Raw genomic sequence first — 20656 nt, forward strand, 5'->3', positions numbered from 1 at the left:
ATGGCGAAACAGTACACTGCTGAAATGGATCAACCGCCCACACTTTTTGCTACCGACCCTTCGCAAGAGAGATTTGTGCCGACGCGAATTGTCTCCGGCGGCCAAACGGGTGTGGACCGCGGTGCGTTGGATGCCGCCATCGCATTGGGCATCTCCCACGGCGGTTGGTGCCCACTGGGACGACTGGCCGAAGACGGCCAGGTACCGCCGCAATACTTACTGGACGAACTCGATTCGGCGTATTACCCCGATCGCACGGCGAAGAACGTCGTGGACTCGGACGCGACGCTGATTTTGTTCCGAGGAACGGTTTCCGGCGGCACGGCACTGACGCAGCGGATTTGCCGGCGGGAAGGCAAACCGTTTCTGAGCATTGCGATTGACCAACCGACCGCAAAACAGCCCAGTGACACCCCCACGGCGCGTGACCAAATTCTTAATTGGCTGGCCGTCGTCCGACCCGATACGCTCAATGTCGCCGGTCCACGCGAAACCAACGCTGTGGGCATTCAAGAAGAAACCAGGGCGTTAATGACCTCGGTGTTAGGCTAGAAGTTCGTCGCGTTAAAGTGGGCAAGCCACGGGTTCCCAGCGAACCGCCGAGTATCCCACTGAGCATTCCACGGAAAACAACGCCTCAGCTCGCTGAAATACTCGAGCAATCAACTTGGGACCAGGCCGGACAGGCTTGAAACGGGCCGTATAGCCCCCAAATTGCCAGACCCCGCAAGGCTTGCAGAAAACCGCGAAATTGCGTTCGAGCCTGTAAAGATGCGGCATCAGTCACGAAAACACGCTGTGGGCCTTGAAAAGACAGTCAGACCTTTCCGGAACCAGCCCAGCGAGGTTATCTTGGCGGGATGAACGGAATCTGGGGTAAAACTGCTATCACGTGCTTACCGCTTGCCGAAGGCATGCTGTCATCGTTGAACTGGCTATGGATCGGTGCTTCGATGGTTGCCATCTGGTTCCTGATCAGCGGGATGAGTCGACGCCAAACGCGTTTGACCAACCTGCTCCGTGATCACGTCAAGCGAAAAACGGACGAGATGGCACCGCCGGATTCGGAAGAATAGCCAACGTTCCGTTCGCCCCTCCATCAACGATAATGCCAGTTCGGCGACTTGAATCCAGATTCGACCGCACCGGTCAGTGACGATCGATCCACCGCCGATTTTTTAGCCAACCGCCCACACCGCTTCTAACTTCTCGCCCCACCAGCAATCGACCGTCCCCATGACCAAAACCGTTTACATCAAGACCGTCGGCTGTCAGATGAACGTGCTCGATAGCGAGATGGTGATCGCCGACTTGAAACGTCACGGTTACCAGGTCGTTGATACGCCAAGCGATGCCGATCTGTTGCTATACAACACGTGCAGTATCCGCGAACAAGCCGAAGAGAAAACGTACAGCGCGCTGGGCAAGCTGCGAGACACGAAAGCACGTAACCCCGACAAGAAGATCGGCGTTTTGGGCTGCATGGCACAGAAGGACCAAGAGGTCATTTTCCGCCGTGCTCCGTTTGTTGACATGATAGTTGGACCAGGACAACTGCATTCGCTACCCGAATTAATTTCGAAAGTCGACGCGGGTGAAGGACGCCAAATGGCGGTGTCCCTAGGACGCAAAGATGGCAAGCAATCACTCGTCGCCCGGTCCCACGAAACGTTCGACCCGCTGCGAGACCCAGCGATGCGTCCCACGCCGTTCCAGGCGTATCTGCGAATCCAAATCGGATGCGACAAGTTCTGTACCTACTGCGTCGTCCCGAACACACGGGGTCCCGAACAAGGCCGTGCCCCATCGGAAATTGTTTCGGAAGCTCGCACGCTTGCCGAACAAGGATGTTTAGAAATCACCCTGCTCGGTCAAACCGTGAACAGCTACCGTCACCGCGGCGAAGCGGGTGAAACCGATCTGGCGGAACTTCTCGAACAATTGCACGAGATCGATGGCATCCGTCGCTTGAAGTTCGTCACGAATTACCCCAAAGACATGTCACGGCGATTGCTCGAGACGGTTCGTGACTTGCCTAAGTGTTCGCCGTACCTACACGTCCCAGCTCAAAGCGGCAGCGACGAGGTGCTCAAACGCATGAAGCGGGGCTACACCATCGCCGACTACATGGAAATGTACGAGCGAATCGAAGACGTGCTGCCCAACGCCGCCGTCAGCAGCGATTTCATTGTCGGCTTCTGCGGCGAGACCGACGAAGACTTCCAAAAGTCAGTGCAACTGATTGAACGCTGCCGGTTCAAGAACAGCTTTATCTTCCAGTACAGTGTTCGCGGTGGAACCAAAGCCGCCGAGCGACTCGAAGACGACGTGCCTCGCGAAGTCAAAGCGGCACGCAATCATGAATTGCTTGACGTTCAAAACCGAATCGCCAAGGAAGACAACTTGAAGTTGGTTGGCTCGACCGTCGAAGTCCTGGTCGAAGGGCCAAGCAAAAAGTCCAAGAACTCCGACCCGGATTCGCCTGCGGTCCAGATGACTGGCCGAACTCATTGCGACCGTATCGTGGTCTTCGACGGCAACCGCCGACAAGCCGGACAGATTCTGGACGTGCATGTTGATGAAGTCACCAGCAACACGCTGATCGGTCGCGTCCGCCAAGTCGAAGTCGTTTCGATCGGCCTGTAAGCTCTATCATTCAATCGAACGTTTGTCGATTGACTTGGTTCTCAAATCGCATCTTTCCACGCGTTCAAAACGAAACTTTGTTTTCAACGCGACTTCCTGCACTTCATCCAAACCAACGTCGCTGTGAAGTCATCATTCCCACGGAGCCGGTAAGCTGTCCACTCTTGTAAGTCCCACGATCCGCACCCGCCAACTTGCCAACGGCATGACGGTGGTTTCGCAAGCAATGCCCTGGCTTCGCACCGCCGCTTACACATTGTGGCTGCCCGGTGGCGTGTCCGCTGAAATCACGCCCGAATCCACCGAAGCGGAAATGCTAAGTCGCTGCGGCTTGGCGTCGTTAACCGTTGAAATGGTGCAACGAGGCGCAGGCTCCTACAGCAGCCGCCAATTGGTCGCCGCCGAGGATAATCTGGGCATCGATTCAGGCGGTTCCGCTTCCAGCAGCGTAACGTCGTTCTCGGCCGCCATGCCCGCCGAGTCGTTGCTGCCCGGAATGGAGTTGCTGGCGGATCTAGTCCGGCGGCCTCACTTGCCGATCGATCAGTTCGATGACGCCAAGATGATGCTTCATCAAGAAATGATGGCATGCCAGGACGAGCCTACACAGCGATTGATGCGACGATTGCGTGAACGTCAATTTGGTCCACGACTTGGACGCAGCGGACTCGCCAGCGAAGAGAGTCTGCAAGCTCTGACCATGGAAGATGTGCGAAGCTTCTACCAGAACCACTATCATGCTGGGAAAAGCATTCTGGCGATCGCAGGCAACTTTGACGAAGCCGAACTGGATGCCGCCATTGACCAAGCGTTCGGCGATTGGAAAACGGGCACATGGTCCGGTCTTCCCTCCGCGGAACCCACCGAGGGTTACGAACACATTGAACTGCCAAGCAATCAAACGCACATTGGCTTTTCGTTCGACAATATTCCCTACGGACATCCCGATTATTTCGTGATGCGTGCCGGAATCGGCATCCTCAGCGACGGGATGAGCAGCCGGTTGTTCGAACGTGTTCGTGAAAAGCATGGACTGTGCTACAGCGTTTGGGCGAGCACGAATTCACTTCCTCCTTGTCCGAGTGCTCCGTCCGGAGTCGGTGCAGTCTTCGGTTACGCTGGCACAACACCGGCGCGAGCTCAACAGACCCTGGACCTGACCCTTCACGAACTGAAGCATCTCGCCGATGGTCTCGAAGAAGCGGAACTGGAACGCTGGAAGGTTCGTATCCAAAGCAGCCTGATCATGGAACAAGAATCCGCCGGTTCCCGTGCTAGCTCGCTTGCGTCCGACCAACTGCAACTCGGTCGAGTGATGCCGACCGAAGAGATTGAAACGATGATCGAATCGATCACTCTCGATCAAATCCGAGCCTATTACCAAGCCCACTCACCCGAATCGATCCGAGTTCTCACGATCGGGCCTGAACCACTTTCCAATGAAGATCTTGCATGAGTGAGTTTCGAAACGTCACGCTGCCTAATGGTTTGCAAGTCGTCGCCGATATCGACCAACGTGGCTATTCCGCGGCCATCGGGTATTTCGTTCGCGCGGCGCGAAGGACGAAACCGATTCGCAATCGGGGTTAAGCCACTTCCTGGAACACATGATGTTCAAAGGAACCGCTCGACGATCGGCGCAAGACGTCAACCGTGAGCTCGACGAACTGGGCGGCAACAGCAACGCCTACACCAGTGAAGAGCAAACGGTTTATTACGCCGCTGTCTTGCCTAAGTACCAACGCCGCATGGTTGATCTCTTATCGGACATGTTGCGACCAGCCTTAGACGAAAAAGAGTTCAACACTGAACGACAAGTCATCTTGGAAGAGATAGCAAAGTACGAAGACCAACCGCCTTTCGGTGCGTTCGAACGCGTGATGGAACGTTGCTACGGCCCCCGTGGCCTAGGCCGACGCGTGCTTGGAACAACGCATTCGATCGAGAACATGCAAGTTCAAACGATGCGAGACTATTTCAACACGCGTTATCGTTGCGATAACATGGTGTTGGCTGCATCTGGCAACGTGGACTTCGACGACCTCGTCGACCAAGCCACGCAAGCGACCGCGGAGTGGAATGAGGTGCCGATTCCTACGCAACCGCCGGTGGACGACCTGGACCAGATGCCCGAGGGGATCTCGACTGACGCACAAATTGAAGTCCCTGATGCATCCCAAGCCTACCGAGTCACGCTATCCGGAGCCCCGTCGATGGCCTCGAGCGAGCGGTACGCCATGCGGTTGCTGACTTCGATCATCGGCGACGACGGCGGTAGCCGATTGTTTTGGGATTTGGTCGATACCGGCCGGGCGGAAGTGGCCACCATTTGGGGACAAGAGTTCGTCGAAACCGGCGGATTGTTCTCCTATTTGGTCTGCGGCCCTGATGAAATGGAATCGAACATTCGGTTGATGAATGAAGCGATTCAGCGTGTCGCCGAAGACGGTGTGACGGAAGAGGAACTATCCCAAGTGAAAAACAAAACCGTCGCTGGGGTCATCATGGCGTCCGAAAGGCCGTCGCAGCGTCTATTTGGGATGGGAAGCCGCTGGCTATGCTGCCGTGAAAATTTGTCCACGGACGAACTATTGGACGCGTATCGCAACGTGCAATTGGAAGATGTGGCCAAAGTGGCCCGAACGTACCTGAACGAGACGCCCACCGAGGCGATCGCGGCGGCGGCCCCTTTACCTGCCTAGTGCTACATCCAGATTCAAGTTGGGGGTAGTGGGCGAGGCGACGAGCCCGTCTGGTCGGTGAGTGGATAGGATTCGTCGCCTCATCCACTACGATCAACCCCGAAATGAAATGTAGATGAAGCACTAGCCAGGTATTTGCTGCTCAATTGAGGATGGTGACGGTAGGAGTTTGTCTCGAGCGGCCGGAGCAGTCATACTGACGGCTAGCTTTGCCAGATCAACACGAAGCCATTCCCCACCAATAGCGTCGATCCCTTGCTGCATCCTTTCTTAGCTTCACACCGTTGGATTCACCTCCAACTGGTGCTTATCCTTTTCATCGGCATTCAGCCAATTTCGGTAGGGCTGGGTGACGAAAAACCAAGCCCCATGCGAAGCGGAGCTCCGGGCAAGCCGGAAGGAAAACCTGACGAAGGCAAACCGGAATCGAAAGAAGACGCCAAGGCTGACCAATCGCCACCTAAAGTGATCCGCCGCGATGGGCTGGAACTGCCCAGCGGTGATCCCGCCGAACTGAAAGCCACCGTAGGCCAAGACGGTCGTGTCGGCTTCCAATTTCGCAATCAAGGTTGGGTTGAAATCATCGGTTGGTTATCCGAAATTTCGGAACAGCCAATCGACTGGCAGGAGTTGCCTGGCGATGTTGTAAACTTGATCAGCCCGACGCGTTTGACGGTCGTCGAAACCGCCGACCTAATCAACCGCCATCTACTAGCCCGCGGTTTCACCCTGCTTGAACTCGAAGGCGGGATCACGGTCACGAAGACCGCCGACATCAACGCTGGCATGGTTCGCCGAGTCTATGTCTCGGATCTGGATGATCTTCCTGACCATAGTTTTGTTCGCGTGATGCTGGACGCGGGATGGTTGTCGGCGGACAAACTCAGCGAAGAACTCAAAGCGATGCTCAGTGCGGCGGGGAAGATCACTCCACTAGCAACCACCAATCGCATCGAAATCATGGACGCGGCCGTCAACCTACGACAGGTGGCGGTCTTGCTGGCCGAAGAACGCGACGCGGCAAGTCGCGACGCGCTCGCACCGGAATTCAGATTGCTTCACATTCCCGCCGAGGAAGCGAAGCAGTTGCTCGAGGAGTTCCTTGGTGTCGAAAAAAAGGAAGCGGCACCGATGACGCGTGAACAAATTCAAATGATGCAGCGGATGCAACAACAAGGCGGCAAGGCGGCTGCGGCACCAGCCAAAGTCGACATTTCGATTGTTGCCAACGTCCGCCAAAACAGTGTTCTCGTTCGGGCACCGATCGACCGTGTGGCGATGGCGGCCGAGTTCATCAAGCGAATCGATGTCCCTAGCGATAGCCTTCGATCGTTGACCGATGCATCGGCAAGAGTCGATGTGTTTCGGTTAGTATCGCTCGACCCTGAAAAGCTGATTGAAATCGCCCAGGAGATGAACGTCCTGGAGCCAACGACTCGCATCCGAGTCGACAAAGACAACCACGCCATCATCGTCTCCGGCGCGGCGGCTGATCGCTTCATCATCAAGTCGTTGATCGAACGTCTTGATGGTGGAAAACGTCGCTTTGAAGTCTTGCAATTGCGCCGGCTTGCGGCGACCGATGTGGCCGAATCCATCGAATTTTTGATGGGGCAACAAGAGAAAAAAGAGGACAACAGTCGAAGCCGCCGCTATTCCTATTCATACTGGGGCGGCGGCAGCGATGACGACGACAAAGAGGACGCCGATCAATTTCGTGTTGCCGCCAATTCGCGGTTCCAACAGGTTCTGTTGTGGGCTAACGAAGGTGAGATGGAAGAGGTCCGAACCCTTCTAATGAAGCTAGGCGAACTTCCGCCACCCGGTGGAAGTGGTCGAACCACTCGGTCGATTGAAGCATCGGCGACCCCGGAAACACTTGAGTACTTGAAGCGACTGAAAGAGCGGTGGCAAGCCATTTCGGGCTCAGAGTTAATCTTGCCAGACGCCAGCGAATTCAGTGACCCGACTCAGTCCAGTCGGAACAATTCCGATTCTTCCAGCGAAGAAACAAGCGATAGTAACGCGCCGGAAATACACAGCAGCCCTGAAGCAAGCGAGGATTCTGACAGCGAAGTCGTCCCCGGCAAGAAAGTAGAAGAAGGCGACTCGGAATTTGAACTGACTCAGTTCAAAGCCAACTCACAACCATCCAGCTTGGATGCGTCATCGCTGGATGGCTTTCCCACGACTCTAACGTTGCAACAAAACACTACGACCTTACCTAACGCCAACACACCTCGCATCAGCAAATCAAACTCAACTTACTCCAATTCTGGCGATCGCACTTCCACTTCAGCCAAGCAGGCACCTTCGATCGAGATTCGACTGGATTCATCGGGCAATCTGATTCTGGAATCCACTGACACCGCCGCTTTGGATCGGCTCGAAAACTTGATGATGGACATCAAGCCGCCCAACCGTCCTTACCGCGTATTCAAAATTCAATACGCGTCGGTGATCCTGTTGTCGAGCGATCTAGAAGACTACTTCGAAGAAGACGACGCCGACGAAGACACCGGCAGCTCCTATCGCTGGTACTGGGATGATGATGACGACGACGATGACGACTCACCAACAGGTCTCGCAAGAACTGGCAAGTTGCGTTTCTTGCCCAACTCGGACACAAACACCATCGTGGTCACTGGCGCATCCAACGAACAACTCAAGACGATCGAAGAGCTAATCCAGTTGTGGGATGTCGCTGAACCCATGAACCCAAAACGCAGCCGCTTCACGAAGTTGGTTCATATCAACTACGGTCGCGCCGAAAAGATCGCCGAGACGGTCAAGGACGCCTATCGAGACCTACTTAGCAGCAACGACAAGGCCTTCAGCGCCTCCAAGCAAGGCAAGCGATCAAGCAACCGAGAAGAGGGCTCGGGACTGGAAGATTCCGATTCCGGTCGTAGTGGCGGCGGCAGCGATTTTTCGTTCAACGGCAAGCTGTCCTTGGGCGTTGACGAGATCGGTAACACGCTCGTAATCAGCGCTGAAGGTGAACAACTTTTGGACCTCATCACATCCATGGTCGAAAAGCTGGACCACGCCGCACAGCCCGGCGGTGCCATTGAAATCGTTCAGCTTTCCGGCGGTATCTCGGTGGATACCTTGGAAAAAGCCATGGAAAGCCTGGGCGCCTCGACAACGGTCGCACCCACAAAACCCAAACCCGAGCGTCGTGAACGACAACGGGACGGAAAAAGATAGATCGTGCGCAAATCTCCAAGGAAGGGTCCCTCCCCCATGTCCAAAGCTTCCAAACCGGGAACCTCGCGATTCGCGAGATTTGTGGTTGGCCATGCGAGGTGGATTCTATTTAGCTGGATCCTAGTTGCGATCCTTGCCAAGGCGTTCGCCCCCTCATGGAAGGCGGTGGCGTTGGACGGCGACTTTGAATATTTGCCTGCCAGTCAAACGAGCGTCGCGGGCGGACGATTGCTCGACCGAGCGTTCACCGGCACCCGTCCTCGTAGCGGGCTGGTGGTGGTTTTTGCTAAGTCCTCTGAAAACTGGACCGCGCCGGATCGGTTGCTGGGACTGGATGTCTTGCGGCGGCTGTATCACCGCCTAGCCGAAGTCAGTTGGCAACGAGCGGAGTTGATGAGCCGTGGGGAATTGGCCGAGTCCGAAGTGGTCGTCCCGCTCGCCAAAGGACGCTGGTACGACGTCGCATCGGAAGCGCTCGACCAAGCGATCGAGATCGACACCGAATTCTATGACTTACTAGGTGATCGAGTTCCCGAGACGAAAGGCGATGCGTACGAGCCTCGTTTAGCGATCGCGTATTGGGATCGTTCGCAATTAAGTAAACGGATGGGCGGCAATGCGGATGCGATCTCCAGCGATGAAGAAGCCGCTCGCATTTTGAATCCCAACATCGAAGCACTCGCACCCGCCGTCATTGATCGCAAACTGCGGCCTTGGCGAGTTTTGCTGGACGTCTACAGTTGGCAGGAATCGCTGATCGGCCGGCAACTCAAACGTCCCAAAGCAAGAATCGCGGCTCTGACCCTTTCCAGCGAATTGGCAGCCACCGGCAATATCGCATTGCTGGAAGAGCTGCAAACGTTGATCGACAAGTGCCACGCATACCAGTCGCAATATCTTAGCGACGAAGAAGTCGGCCCTTCGCGAGACATGAAGGTTCGCATCACCGGATCCGCGGCCATCGGCGGGCAAACACTGTTGGCGGCGCGATCAGCAATCACCTACACCGAGTGGTTTACCGTCGCGATGATTCTAATCATCTTGGCGGTCATCTACCGGGCACCGTTGTTAGTTGCCGTTCCACTGATTTCGATTGGCGTCGCTGTCGTTACCGCCATGGCGTTGGTCACGCTGTTGACGCAGTTATCCCAGGAGGTCGATTGGTCCGGTTTGGATTTGCGAGTCTATACGACCAGTCGCATCTTTGTCGTCGTGATCCTGTTTGGGGCGGGTACGGACTATTGTCTGTTCCTGATCTCACGTCTCCGCGAAGAAGCAAGTTTGCATCCATGGCCAGTGGCGTGCACCAACGCCCTGTCCAATGTTTCTGGTGCACTTCTCGGTAGCGCCTTCACCACAATTGTTGGTCTGGGAATGCTCTGGTTTGCCGACTTTGGCAAGTTCCACCACACCGGCCCGATCATTGCCATTTGTCTTTCCGTTGGCTTGCTCGTCTGCATGACGATGACCCCGGCTCTGCTTCGATTGCTTGGACCGGCCGTGTTTTGGCCTACCGAAATCGCCAAACCGGCCGAGCAGCCCAATATTAAACTGGTTTCCAACAACCGACTGGAAGATGGCGAATCCGGCAAAGGCACCACACTCTTGCAAACGGGCAGTAGGTTTTGGAGTGTGATGGCGATCGCGTTGACTCGCTACCCAGCCTGGACGCTTGCCGCCGGTTGGATTCTGTTGATCTTACCAGCGATCGGCGGTGTCGTTCACGAACGAAGTGTGACGTATGACCTGTCAGGTCAACTCGACCGGACGTCGAGCAGTCGGCAAGGGATGCGAATGCTCAACCGCAACTTCGGCGTCGGTGAACTCACCCCCATCTCAATCCTCGCCCTAGCCGAAACCGACCAAGACGAAGCGACGATGATCGAGACACGCGATCGTTTGGCCGCGTTGCTTTATCGCATCGACGGCATTCGCCGAGTGCGCACGATGAGCGATCCGCTAGGCGATTTTCCGCCCGACCGCGAAATGGGGCTGCTTAGCAGCGACGCGTGGACCCGGCGTACGTTGCAGAATCACCGTTTGGCAAAACTGCATTTCATTGCCAGCGAACCGGATTATGCGAATCGTCTGATCCGCATGGATGTGATTGTGCACGAAGATCCATTCTCACAAGCCGCCGCTGACCGGTTGAGCGATATCTCGGCCCGGATTCAGCAGTCCTTCGAAAACACAAAAGCGTTAACCGGCACTCATTGGGAATTGCTGTATTCAGGAACCACGCCGTCGATCGTAGATCTTCGCGAGGTCACCTTGTCGGACACGCGTCGCATCAAAATCGCTGTGATTGTCGCGGTGCTTCTGGTATTGATCGTGGTGATCCGGCGAGTGGTGCTGTCGGTCTACCTGATCGTGACCGTGCTGCTTAGCTATTACGCCACACTCGGATTGACGTATTGGTTTTTCCGATTCTTGGATGGCCCCGAATTTTTGGGACTCGACTGGAAATTGCCGCTGTTCTTGTTTGTGATCCTGGTCGCTGTGGGACAGGACTACAACGTTTATCTGGTGACCCGCATCATGGAAGAGCGCCGTCGCCTTGGTTCGCTAGCCGCCGTTCGACGAGCGGTTGCTCGGACCGGCGGCATTGTCACCGCTTGCGGATTCGTGATGGCAGCGACGTTTTTGAGCATGACATCATCGGCGTGGTGGCCCTTGGTAACCGCCACATTTGGGATGACTGGCTCGTTCGGCGAAATCGCAAGTGCGACATCGGCGACCGGCATGCTGCAACAAACGACGCTGCGTGGAATCACAGAGCTTGGATTCGCCCTGGGCCTAGGTGTGTTAATCGACACGCTTTATGTGAGGACCGTCTTGGTGCCGAGCTTCGTCGTGCTGCTGGACCGATGGCAGCGTTCGACTTAGCATTCTTTGCACACGGGCTTTCCCAAAGCTGGTGTGCAAATTCCAAACACGAGGCCGGGCTTCGGCCCGCGGCCTACATTCCCAAATCGCGAGGGTCGGTAAGGCCATCAGCCAGGCGACGCAGGGCTTCGGTTTCGATTTGACGAACTCGTTCACGAGTCAAACCCAACTCAGCTCCAATTTCCTTCAACGTCATCGGCTCCGCTCCGCCAAGTCCGAATCGCAATTTCAAAACGGTCGAGTCGCGGTCGTCCAAATCATCCAGCAGGTTCATCGCATGCTTCAAGATGTCGTGATCGAGCATCTCGTCGTCGGGTGATTTTTGGCGTTCGTCCATCACCATGTCGCCCAGAGACCATCCCGATTCGGATTGATCGCTTTGAGGCGTCGAGTTGTTAATCTTGATCGCCTTGCGAATGATCGGCAACTTCTTTTTGGGCAGCCCCAGTACTCGAGCGACTTCTTCGTTGGTTGGTGTGCGGCCAAGCTCTTCGTTCAGCCGGGCGGTCGCTCGTCGCCATTTGCTCAATAGCTCGACCATGTAGGCCGGAATCCGAATCGTCTTGGCACTGTTGATCAATGCTCGCTTGATGGACTGTTTGATCCAGTAGCTGGCATAGGTGCTGAATCGGGTTCCGTGAATCGGATCGAACCCTTCCACCGCTCGCAAGAGTCCCAAGTTGCCTTCTTCGATCAAATCCTGAAGCCCGAGGCCCTTTCCGGTGTAGCCACGGGAAATGTTGACGACCAATCGAAGGTTAGCTCGGACCATTTGGTCACGTGCCATCACATCGCCTTGTGCAATGCGGGCAGCCAATTCGAGTTCTTCGGCTGCGGACAACAACGGCGTTTCGTTGATTTCGCGAAGGTAAGTTTCCAGCGGCGATTGAGCTGCTTCGCTACGACGGGCGGGCTTGCGTGCGGCGGCTTTTTTGCGTGTGCTGGCTTTGAGCAACTTAACTTCGTCTAGGCCGAGGGCTTCTTGGTCAGGCGAGGACGATAGGGAATCTGTGAACGACATATCAACGGTCCGATCGGATGGGAGGTTCTTGGCCTGACACTGTGCCGTAAAAGCGATGACCGCTGTAGAACTTGACGACCGCCGACCGGCGGTGCAGCCTTGCATGCTGGGAGGTGCATGTGGGGCTGAATGCGAGGTGCTTGCATTCGAGTCTTTAGCGACCATCCCAAGTGTTTTGCTTTGAAACTGCAAATGTCAGTGATGGATCACTTATGTCTTCGGCTAAGAAACGCCCTCTGCTAGACGTTTTGAGAACATGATCACATTTTTCCGGTTGTGCCGAATAGCCGTGCCGCTAACGCCTGGGAAGACCTTACCGGAGCGGTCCCGAGATGCGTCCTGCTCAACGAGTGAGTTGCGTGAACCATTCGGTCATCGACCAACGCATATCATCTCGATTTCGCTCTATTGCTTGGTTTAAACGCCCTACCAGGCGATTATTTTCCTTGCGAAGCCAAACCTTACCGATCGTATTTTCAGCCAGATCGCCCAACTCTTCCGCTACGTCACCACCAATCTTGCTAATGCGGTCGACTTCAAACCGATCGATCGAGATAGAAGCTTTTTCGACTTCGGTGACTAGTTGCATTGCGGGTGGGACTTCCGAAAAATCCGCTTGCATCGAAAGGGTGGATTGCACCTTCAATGACAAGTTCATCGTGCCCCGAACGCTGACGCTGTAGAGCTGCAGCCCACGATTCCAACGCTGCAATCGAACGAAGAATTTTGCTGGCGTTGATAGCGAGGCTTCAATTCTCCATGAGTTAATCGCCTCGTTCGAATCCGGTACAACCGCAGCACTCGACACTGGATCACTTTCGCTACCCCGCGCCGAGTTCAGTTGCGGCGATCCGTTTTCAGCTGATGTGACGACCGAATTCGTCAAAGAGGTTTGCGCGGCGGTTGCGACCGGGGTGCGGGTCGGCGCTACCCAGTGGATCACGATTGGACTGGGCCGATGAACCAGACCGTCTTCCTCAACGGTCACCAGCGGCGGCAATTCAATCTCGTACCGCACCCAGCGTCCATGATTGACGTCACGATGGCGTCGATTGGTTTTCAGATTCCATCCATCGCGGCGAATCTTCACGCCCGACCAGACCTCTTTGGTATCACCCCAATCGTCGTCGCCATCAATGGTCCGCGGGATATGTTTGACCAATTGATCCGCCAGCCACTGGATTGACTGGCGTGACTGTTCCGGCGAAAGCGAAACGGAGGTCGGCTGAGCGACCGCCGGTTTCGCAAACATCAACCCGATCACAAGCCAAATCGATGTGCCTAAGACAAGCGGCAGACGAACTACCTGTAAACGACGCAGAAATAAACGCCATCGCGGCCGGTAGCCATCGCCGCCCCGGCAACTCGCATGTTCGGATCGCTGGTAAAGCAAGCGGAGACTCCTGCCGGTGAATAGGAACTATCCCAACCGACTCCTTCATAGCGTCCAGGTGCAAACGAACCAGACGGATGACTTTTCTGGCCGGTCGAGGCCATCAAGCGGGCACGACGTTCGGCGACCGCTTGCAAGGTGGGATCATAGCCAAGTGCCCCCAGTCCCTGTCGAGACCGTTGTGCATTGAGTGCCGACAACACATTGGAAGTACCGCCGCTAGCAGCCTGGGTCCGCAGGGATGTCGAGGGCATCGACGTGACATGCTGCTGAGGCTGTCCGGACGTGTAAGGAACGCTGGCGGGCGGAAACTGAGTCGCCGAGTAAACCGGCGTCGCCATCGGCGTGTAACCACTGACTTGGCTAATCGAAGACGAGCTTGTTGTCGGAGCTCCGTGGATCTTTCCACATTTGGTGCAAACCGCTGGCGAGGTGGACTGGTAGGTGATGCCCTGAGCACAAGATTCCTGCACATTCATTGTGTTTTCCACACAAAACGCTCCACAACCAACAGCCAAAACGAACGCAAACCGGCTAAGTCGAACCATTTCGATCTCTTCTATTCTGAGTCATGAAAAGTGCCAGCGACACCGTCGCGGGCCGAGAAGTGCCAGCCAGCAAACGCGATAGCGGCCCGACCGAAAAGGGTTTAGCGACAAATTCTTTGCAGGAAGCTGATTTGCTAGCTCGCCCAACCAACGTAAACCGATGATCCACCGAAACTTAAAACGATGCCCCGCGCTTCAAAACGAGCCCACAATCTTTTGGGGGACATAGGGCAGTCCTTCAAAATAGGTAATTTGGAAGCACGCACTCCGACCATAAAGGCTCGGTTCGCTGGCGACCGAGACGCGCGACACGCCCCCTGCTGATGACCTCTCGAGCATTGTGACGGCAGCTCAGATCGGCAAACCTTGCCCCCGCAATACAGGTTTGCGAGCGAAGCGTCCTCTTTCGAGTACCTATGACACCGTGATGCGAGAAGAACCGTGATGCGAGAAGACTGGAAGGCTGATCATGACTCGGCAAACTTCAATCCACGCAATTCAGCACGACGGGCCAACGCCTAAATCGAAGTCCATCGCTACAATGGGCCTTCAAGCCGCATTCAGATCCCTCTGTCCAGGCAAATGAACCCCATTCCTTGCAACAACACTGCTTTCCATGCCCAATCCTGATCAATCTGTTTGGTTTGGCAAGCCGGTCGCCCCTGGCACAAGCGTTAACGTCGAACTTCAAATCACCGAAAGCTATAGCGGACGAAATATCTCGATCCCGATTCGAGTGATCCGTGGACACAAGCCAGGGCCGAGCGTATTTGTGACCGGCGCGCTGCACGGTGACGAACTCAATGGCACCGGGGCGATTCGATCGCTGATCGCGGATCCCGAGTTTGTGCTGCCACGCGGAACCGTGATAATGGTCCCGGTCCTCAATATTTTGGGTTTTGAACGTCACTCGCGATACCTGCCGGATCGCCGAGACCTCAACCGCTGCTTCCCAGGCAATGCGTCGGGCAGCATGGCGACTCGGATGGCCAAGGTAATCTTCGACGCCATCGTGCTGGAATGCGACTATGGCATCGACCTGCATACCGCGGCCGTTCGCCGAACCAATTACCCAAACATCCGCACGGACTTCAAAAACCCCGACTGCATGCGAATTGCTCAAGCCTTTGGGGCGGGAGTCATCTTGGATGGGAAAGGTCCTAAGGGATCATTCCGCCGTGAAGCGACGTCCGCCGGATGCCCCACCGTCGTTGTCGAGGGCGGCGAAGTATGGAAGGTCGAGCCGTCGGTCGTCGATTGCATGACGCGAGGCATCGTCAACGTTTTGAAAGAACTCGACATGATGGACGGGGAGCCCGAGATCCCCGAGAACCAAGTTCGTATCCGCACAACGAAGTGGGTGCGTGCCGAACGCGGCGGTTTCCTGGACATGCACGTTGGACCGGGATCGACGGTTGTGACCGGACAACCTCTGGCCACCAATAGCAGCCTTGTTCACGAAGACCAAAACCGATTGGAAGCTCCCTTCGATGGCATCGTGATCGGAATGTCGACGCTTCCTGCCGTCCAACCGGGCGAACCGGTGATCCACTTGGGCAAGCTATCTAGCTCCAAAACCGCCGCTCGAGTGGAACGCAACACCCAAGCCGACGACATGCAACGCATGGCTCAAGAACATCTATCCACGAACGTGCAGGTGGTGGATCCCATTGGCGAAGTCGAGTCGACCGAATCCTAGTCAGCAAGGGAGCCGACACGTGAACGTTCGCTTAGCTCTTAGTCAAAGTTCTACCTTCGAGGCCGCTTTACGGACCGGCGGGTGCGTCGTCAAGCAATCGTTGAAGCTCTTGCTTGCGATGCCAGAGCACCGAGTTCTTATCGAGCGGATCGATTGCTAATTCCGGATCGTTTTCCTCGATCCGGCGTTGTAACTCTTCCGCCTCTTCCAACTGAGACTGAATCGAGTCAACTTGACGCTGCCAGATTGCTTTCGCATCGGCGGCATCCGGAATGTCTTCAGTGTCATAGTACCACTGGCGATCGCGACGTTCGCGAAGCAGCTTGCGATCAAAATGGCGTGCTTCTTCACGAAGCCGAAATGCTTCAGCTCGTTTGGAGTCTTGAATTTCCGCCGCTGTACGACGAACGACTTTGACATCGACATCGCTCACCGGCGAGTCATTGAGTAACGTCACCGCTAGACGCAGCGACAATCCAGCACCAAGAACCAGCATCAAGGCAAACGCAATCGCAATCAGCCAAGGGGTGAGTTTCTTCGTGCTTCGCTTTGCAGAACCAAAACCAGCACCGCCACCCGCCTGAGCGGATGAGGTGCCGGATGTTGAAGCGGTTTTCCGAATGGGACTGTACATGCTAAATACTAGTACCGAAAACTTGCCGTGTGACGTCTCTCTGAAAAACTATCACGTTTACTGGGTCAGAATCGTAGGCAGGTTATTGGCGATCTCTTCGAACGCACCAACCAGTTCTTCGCCTGAATCAGCGTGATAATGTTTGCCTTGTCCAATCGTTGCGACTTCTCGCATTGATTGCTGATTGGCGCCACTGCCGAACGTCACGGTTTGGATGTTCATGTTGTAGTTCGACATTAAGTTGTTCGCGACGGTATCCGGATACGTCCCTGAATTGTGGTTACCATCGGTCATCACCACCATCGTCTTGGACGCGAATGGCCGAGCCGCGTTGTGATCGAACGCACGAATCCCTTGGTTCATGCCGTTTCCGATACCGGTGTTTCCACCTGTTCGAAGCGTGGCGAGTTCATCGCGAATGTCTTGGAAATCGTGGGTCAACCAAGCGTCGAGGGTACCGCTGCTGGAATAGCTGGCAATCGAGACTTGTTCGTTTTGAGGAGTCTGGTCGAGAACGTCCAAGAATGCATGAACGGCGATCACGAGATCTTCCCAAGGTGTATTGGGTGGTGCGCCATTGCCAAGCAAATCGGACCACAAGTGATCGTAGTAAGTGTCTTGGTTTTTGCCGCTGCTGTAGTACAGATTCCCACGACGCCAGTAAAGCTGGCCAGCGTCGACGCCCGAATCGATTGCATCAGAGCTCCAAGGACTGAAGCCATCTGGCCAATCGTATGTTTTGTATTCCATCGATCCACTACGATCGAGCACCAACGAAATATCACGGTCAACTTGCATCGCGACACTGGTGAACGAGGGTGTGAACTCGCTCTTGGCGAACACCGTTGGAAAGACGAATCGAACCGGTCCACTAAGCGAGTCGGCTGAGCGTTTCGCGTTGACCCGAATGGAGCTGACGGTCAACTTGTTTCCGTTGACTTGGCCCGTCGGAATCTTGTTGAACAAGAAACGACCGTGGCTGTCGTCTTGGCTCGATTCACCAAACTCGATGTCGACAGATGACGTCGCCGCGTCCAATTGCAGTGGATCGCCGTTGACGTTATTGAGTGCTGCGGTAGCTCGTGCAGCAGCCAAAGCGGCCTCGACGGTTTGTTCTTCACTGAAGGTTCGTCCAGCCGAACGTGCTGCGGCATCCGATGCGATGGATAGCTCAGTACGCACCATCTGAATATGAGCAGCGTTGATCGCAAAGGCAGCCAGGATTGCCAACATGGGCAACACGACGGCCAGCAAGACGGTGACACCACCCAGACGACGCGAGCGGTAACGGTAGTTTTTTACGGGGGAGATTTTCATAGCAAAGATTCTCGACAAGTTGAGATAGACAGAGAGAGCGTGAGAAGTTTCGTAAGTCCCCCCGGACTTGTAGTGCCGTTGCCGAAATCGGTTTGCCAGAGCACTTCGCTGGCTGGTACAGAAAATCTATTGTTCGTAATAGCCGCTGTACCGTTCAGTCTGCATGGTTGCGACGGAACTCATTTCGATCCCGCCTAAGAACATCGGAACAAATAACGCGATTTCATCCATATTCACCGCGACGGTCACCGTTACTGATTCCGCTTCATCCGAAATCGGTGTGCAATCAACGGTGTACCCACCGGAGAAAATGGAGCCCATGATGCGGCCCGCTTCGGCTTCGGCTTCGGCAGCCGTCGCACCGGGAACGATCGCCGCCCGCGCCGCGTAATATGCAGCGTCTTGCATTAAGTTGCGGGCCATATTCATTCGAGCGAATTCCATGCAAGTGAAAATCGTGACGATCAACACATTGCTAACGATTGCAAACTCGACCAAGGTCGCACCCAACCGTTTGTGATTGGTTTGTTTACGATTCGTCTCGGCACCACGACGCGGCTTAGCCACACGACGCAGTCGCGGCGCTAAGTGCGATGACTTCGGTGTTTGCCGAGATGTCGCTGGGCGGTGGGATAGGAATGAAAACATGGGAAGCGTTCGGACTAATGGTTTGTTGAGGGAATCGAGACATACTCGGTATTGCGATTGTTAAATCAGTCTTGGTTTGCAAACTCTTTTCGCATGGAAACCCGAGAGGTCAGGCTGAGGTCGCCGTATAGTTTGGCCGGCGACAACAAGTTGCCCGCCGCTGGAACCGTCACGACAAGCGTCACATGTTCCAGTGTTTCAGCATTGTCAAACGTTGTACCGTCGAACTGGACGACGTTGGCGTCATACTCGATTCCCCGTTCGTCCAAGAATTCCAATACTCGGCTGCGAACGGCAGCATTGGTTCCACCTCGATTGACACCACGTCGGGCGCCTTCGTAGGCCGCGATCGCGACGGTTTCTTTCAGGAAGAACATCGAACAAAGATCGATCGTCGCCAGCGTCAGTGTCATCAACACCGGTAGGCAAATCGCCACCTCGGCGGTAGCCGTTGCGCGTCGCTGAATCCGTAAAAACGAACCAGCAGAACGAGCACGGTCTCGTTGAGAACCCTCGCTGCGAGGTCGTCTAGGGCGTCGGAATGCAAACATGATGCGGTCGTTAGGTCTGAAAAACTGAAAAAGCGTGAAAACCAACCCTTTCGACAGAGATGGTTCCCTCTATCAGCAACCCTAGCTTTGAAATGCTCGGGAGGTCGGATAGTTTTTCAGAAATTATTCAGCCCAATTTTCCGGGACCGATCGTGCATATGCTTAACGCACCAGCACCCTGACTGGCAGAAGATCTTCTCGCGATCACGCCACATCGTCAAAAGGGAGTGCGTTGCCAACAATTGCCCCTGGCGAGAACTGGGCGAGGGTTCGTTTCGCTTCAGCTAGGTGGACAGACTCGCAACTTCGTCCACTACGGCGAAAACCCAATCAGGTTGAGTGGAAGAGCTAGGCACGCGGGTGAAACTGTGTGTGAACCTTCTGCAACCTGGAGTGTTCCACATGCGTGTAGATCTGGGTGGTTTGGATGCTAGCGTGTCCCAGCATTTCTTGCACCTGACGCAAATCCGCACCGCCGGCCAACAAGTGCGTTGCAAAACTATGCCGCAACGAGTGGGGGCTGACTTTCGACAGAATCCCAGCTCGAGCCGCGTACCGTTTGACGAGTCGCCAAAGTTGGACACGATCCAGTGGCCGGCCGCCTCTGGATAGAAACAGCTCGTCGCACAATTGCGGAGCTCGTTCAGCCAGCTTGCCACGGGCTTGTTGCAAGTACAACTCGATCGACGCGATCGCCCGCCCTCCGATTGGGACCATGCGTTGCTTGTCGCCTTTGCCGTGACAACGCAGATGCTTCTCTGACAACGACAAATCCATCACTCTCAGCGAACAGACCTCCGAAGCCCGGCATCCCGTGGCGTAGAGGACCTCCAGCAAAGCTCGATCGCGTTCCCAAAATGGGTCGCTCTTTTTGACCGCCTGCAAGAACGCCTCAACCTCCGACGGTGACATCACCCCGGGCATCCGCTGCCACGACTTTTGAGTCGCCAGCAACTCAGCCGGATTGTCCGTCGCCAGACCTTCCAGTTGCAAATATTTATAGAACGTGCGAACCGCAACTACATTGCGTGAAATCGAAGCCGGTGCGAGCCCTTTATCATGCAAGAACCCCACAAACGCCGACAAATCCGACACGTTCAGCCCCGCTGGCTTTCGGCCGTCCAGCCAGGCGACGAACTGCTTCATGTCGCGACCGTAGGCAGCCACGGTGTTCGCCGCTAGATGGCACTCCCGCTTCAGATAGGTCAAAAAGTCAGCACATAGCGAATCTTCGGCGGCCACTTTTTTGGGTGCTGAAGCACCGCTTTGCAGCTTTTGCAGCTTGGTCAGTCGTGGTGCCATGAAGTCGCCTCATCCTGTCGCCGTTTAAAAACTTTCGCTATAGATACGGTTTATCGACCATCCAGCACGGCGGGATTGAGCCGCACGACCACATTCCGC

The 20656-nt window shown here is 55.3% G+C and carries 15 protein-coding genes and 1 pseudogene; 8 read left to right on the plus strand and 8 right to left on the minus strand.

From position 1 onward, the window contains the following. Nucleotides 1-24 precede the first annotated feature (24 nt). The 7 genes and pseudogenes from ACR3ZL_RS17980 (at nucleotide 25) to ACR3ZL_RS18010 (ending at nucleotide 11444) form a co-directional block, all read left to right on the plus strand. On the plus strand, nucleotides 25-552 hold the full coding sequence (locus tag ACR3ZL_RS17980; protein WP_473651733.1) for a putative molybdenum carrier protein: 528 nt from the start codon (nucleotides 25-27) through the stop codon (nucleotides 550-552). A 308-nt stretch (nucleotides 553-860) separates the two neighbouring features. Further along, nucleotides 861-1076 carry a hypothetical protein gene (locus ACR3ZL_RS17985; RefSeq protein ID WP_473651732.1) on the plus strand — a complete coding sequence of 72 codons (216 nt, stop codon included), beginning with the start codon at nucleotides 861-863 and terminating at the stop codon, nucleotides 1074-1076. A 160-nt stretch (nucleotides 1077-1236) separates the two neighbouring features. Continuing rightward, nucleotides 1237-2646, plus strand: a complete 1410-nt coding sequence (gene miaB, locus ACR3ZL_RS17990; protein WP_473651731.1) for a tRNA (N6-isopentenyl adenosine(37)-C2)-methylthiotransferase MiaB — start codon at nucleotides 1237-1239, stop codon at nucleotides 2644-2646. Between the two features lie 205 nt (nucleotides 2647-2851). After that, nucleotides 2852-4102, plus strand: coding sequence for a M16 family metallopeptidase (locus ACR3ZL_RS17995; RefSeq protein ID WP_486172846.1), 1251 nt, complete (start codon nucleotides 2852-2854; stop codon nucleotides 4100-4102). Beyond that, nucleotides 4099-5348: pseudogene (locus ACR3ZL_RS18000) on the plus strand (M16 family metallopeptidase). Before ACR3ZL_RS17995 ends, ACR3ZL_RS18000 begins: the two are co-directional and overlap by 4 nt. A 303-nt stretch (nucleotides 5349-5651) precedes the next feature. Continuing rightward, on the plus strand, nucleotides 5652-8558 hold the full coding sequence (locus ACR3ZL_RS18005) for a secretin N-terminal domain-containing protein (RefSeq protein WP_486172847.1): 2907 nt from the start codon (nucleotides 5652-5654) through the stop codon (nucleotides 8556-8558). Between the two features lie 36 nt (nucleotides 8559-8594). Continuing rightward, nucleotides 8595-11444, plus strand: coding sequence for an MMPL family transporter (locus tag ACR3ZL_RS18010; protein WP_473651725.1), 2850 nt, complete (start codon nucleotides 8595-8597; stop codon nucleotides 11442-11444). Between the two features lie 73 nt (nucleotides 11445-11517). On the opposite strand, the gene ACR3ZL_RS18015 is transcribed toward ACR3ZL_RS18010, so the two are convergent. From ACR3ZL_RS18015 to ACR3ZL_RS18025, 3 genes are all read right to left on the minus strand, one after another. Then, complete coding sequence (locus ACR3ZL_RS18015) at nucleotides 11518-12465, minus strand: sigma-70 family RNA polymerase sigma factor (protein WP_473651724.1); 948 nt, start codon at nucleotides 12463-12465, stop codon at nucleotides 11518-11520. Between the two features lie 343 nt (nucleotides 12466-12808). After that, nucleotides 12809-13717: a hypothetical protein gene (locus ACR3ZL_RS18020; RefSeq protein WP_473651723.1), complete on the minus strand. Its 909-nt coding sequence runs from the start codon at nucleotides 13715-13717 to the stop codon at nucleotides 12809-12811. Nucleotides 13718-13767: 50 nt separating this feature from the next. Further along, entirely contained in the window at nucleotides 13768-14406 is a 639-nt protein-coding gene (locus tag ACR3ZL_RS18025) for a CAP domain-containing protein (protein WP_473651722.1), read from the minus strand. A 616-nt stretch (nucleotides 14407-15022) separates the two neighbouring features. On the opposite strand from ACR3ZL_RS18025, the gene ACR3ZL_RS18030 reads away from it, so the two are divergent. Further along, entirely contained in the window at nucleotides 15023-16105 is a 1083-nt protein-coding gene (locus tag ACR3ZL_RS18030; protein WP_473651720.1) for a succinylglutamate desuccinylase/aspartoacylase family protein, read from the plus strand. Between the two features lie 67 nt (nucleotides 16106-16172). On the opposite strand, the gene ACR3ZL_RS18035 is transcribed toward ACR3ZL_RS18030, so the two are convergent. The 5 genes from ACR3ZL_RS18035 to xerD all read right to left on the minus strand — a co-directional run bounded on the left by ACR3ZL_RS18035 (nucleotide 16173) and on the right by xerD (nucleotide 20557). Continuing rightward, nucleotides 16173-16739: a hypothetical protein gene (locus tag ACR3ZL_RS18035; RefSeq protein WP_473651719.1), complete on the minus strand. Its 567-nt coding sequence runs from the start codon at nucleotides 16737-16739 to the stop codon at nucleotides 16173-16175. A gap of 57 nt (nucleotides 16740-16796) precedes the next feature. Then, complete coding sequence (locus ACR3ZL_RS18040; RefSeq protein ID WP_473651718.1) at nucleotides 16797-18056, minus strand: VWA domain-containing protein; 1260 nt, start codon at nucleotides 18054-18056, stop codon at nucleotides 16797-16799. 126 nt (nucleotides 18057-18182) lie between these two features. After that, nucleotides 18183-18704 carry a TadE/TadG family type IV pilus assembly protein gene (locus ACR3ZL_RS18045; protein WP_473651717.1) on the minus strand — a complete coding sequence of 174 codons (522 nt, stop codon included), beginning with the start codon at nucleotides 18702-18704 and terminating at the stop codon, nucleotides 18183-18185. Nucleotides 18705-18769: 65 nt separating this feature from the next. Beyond that, the gene (locus ACR3ZL_RS18050) at nucleotides 18770-19255 is read right to left on the minus strand and encodes a TadE family protein (RefSeq protein ID WP_473651716.1); all 486 of its coding nucleotides are present in this window, start codon (nucleotides 19253-19255) and stop codon (nucleotides 18770-18772) included. 348 nt (nucleotides 19256-19603) lie between these two features. After that, on the minus strand, nucleotides 19604-20557 hold the full coding sequence (xerD, locus tag ACR3ZL_RS18055) for a site-specific tyrosine recombinase XerD (RefSeq protein WP_473651715.1): 954 nt from the start codon (nucleotides 20555-20557) through the stop codon (nucleotides 19604-19606). Nucleotides 20558-20656 lie beyond the last annotated feature (99 nt).

This window comes from Rhodopirellula sp. J20-39, assembly GCF_057365095.1.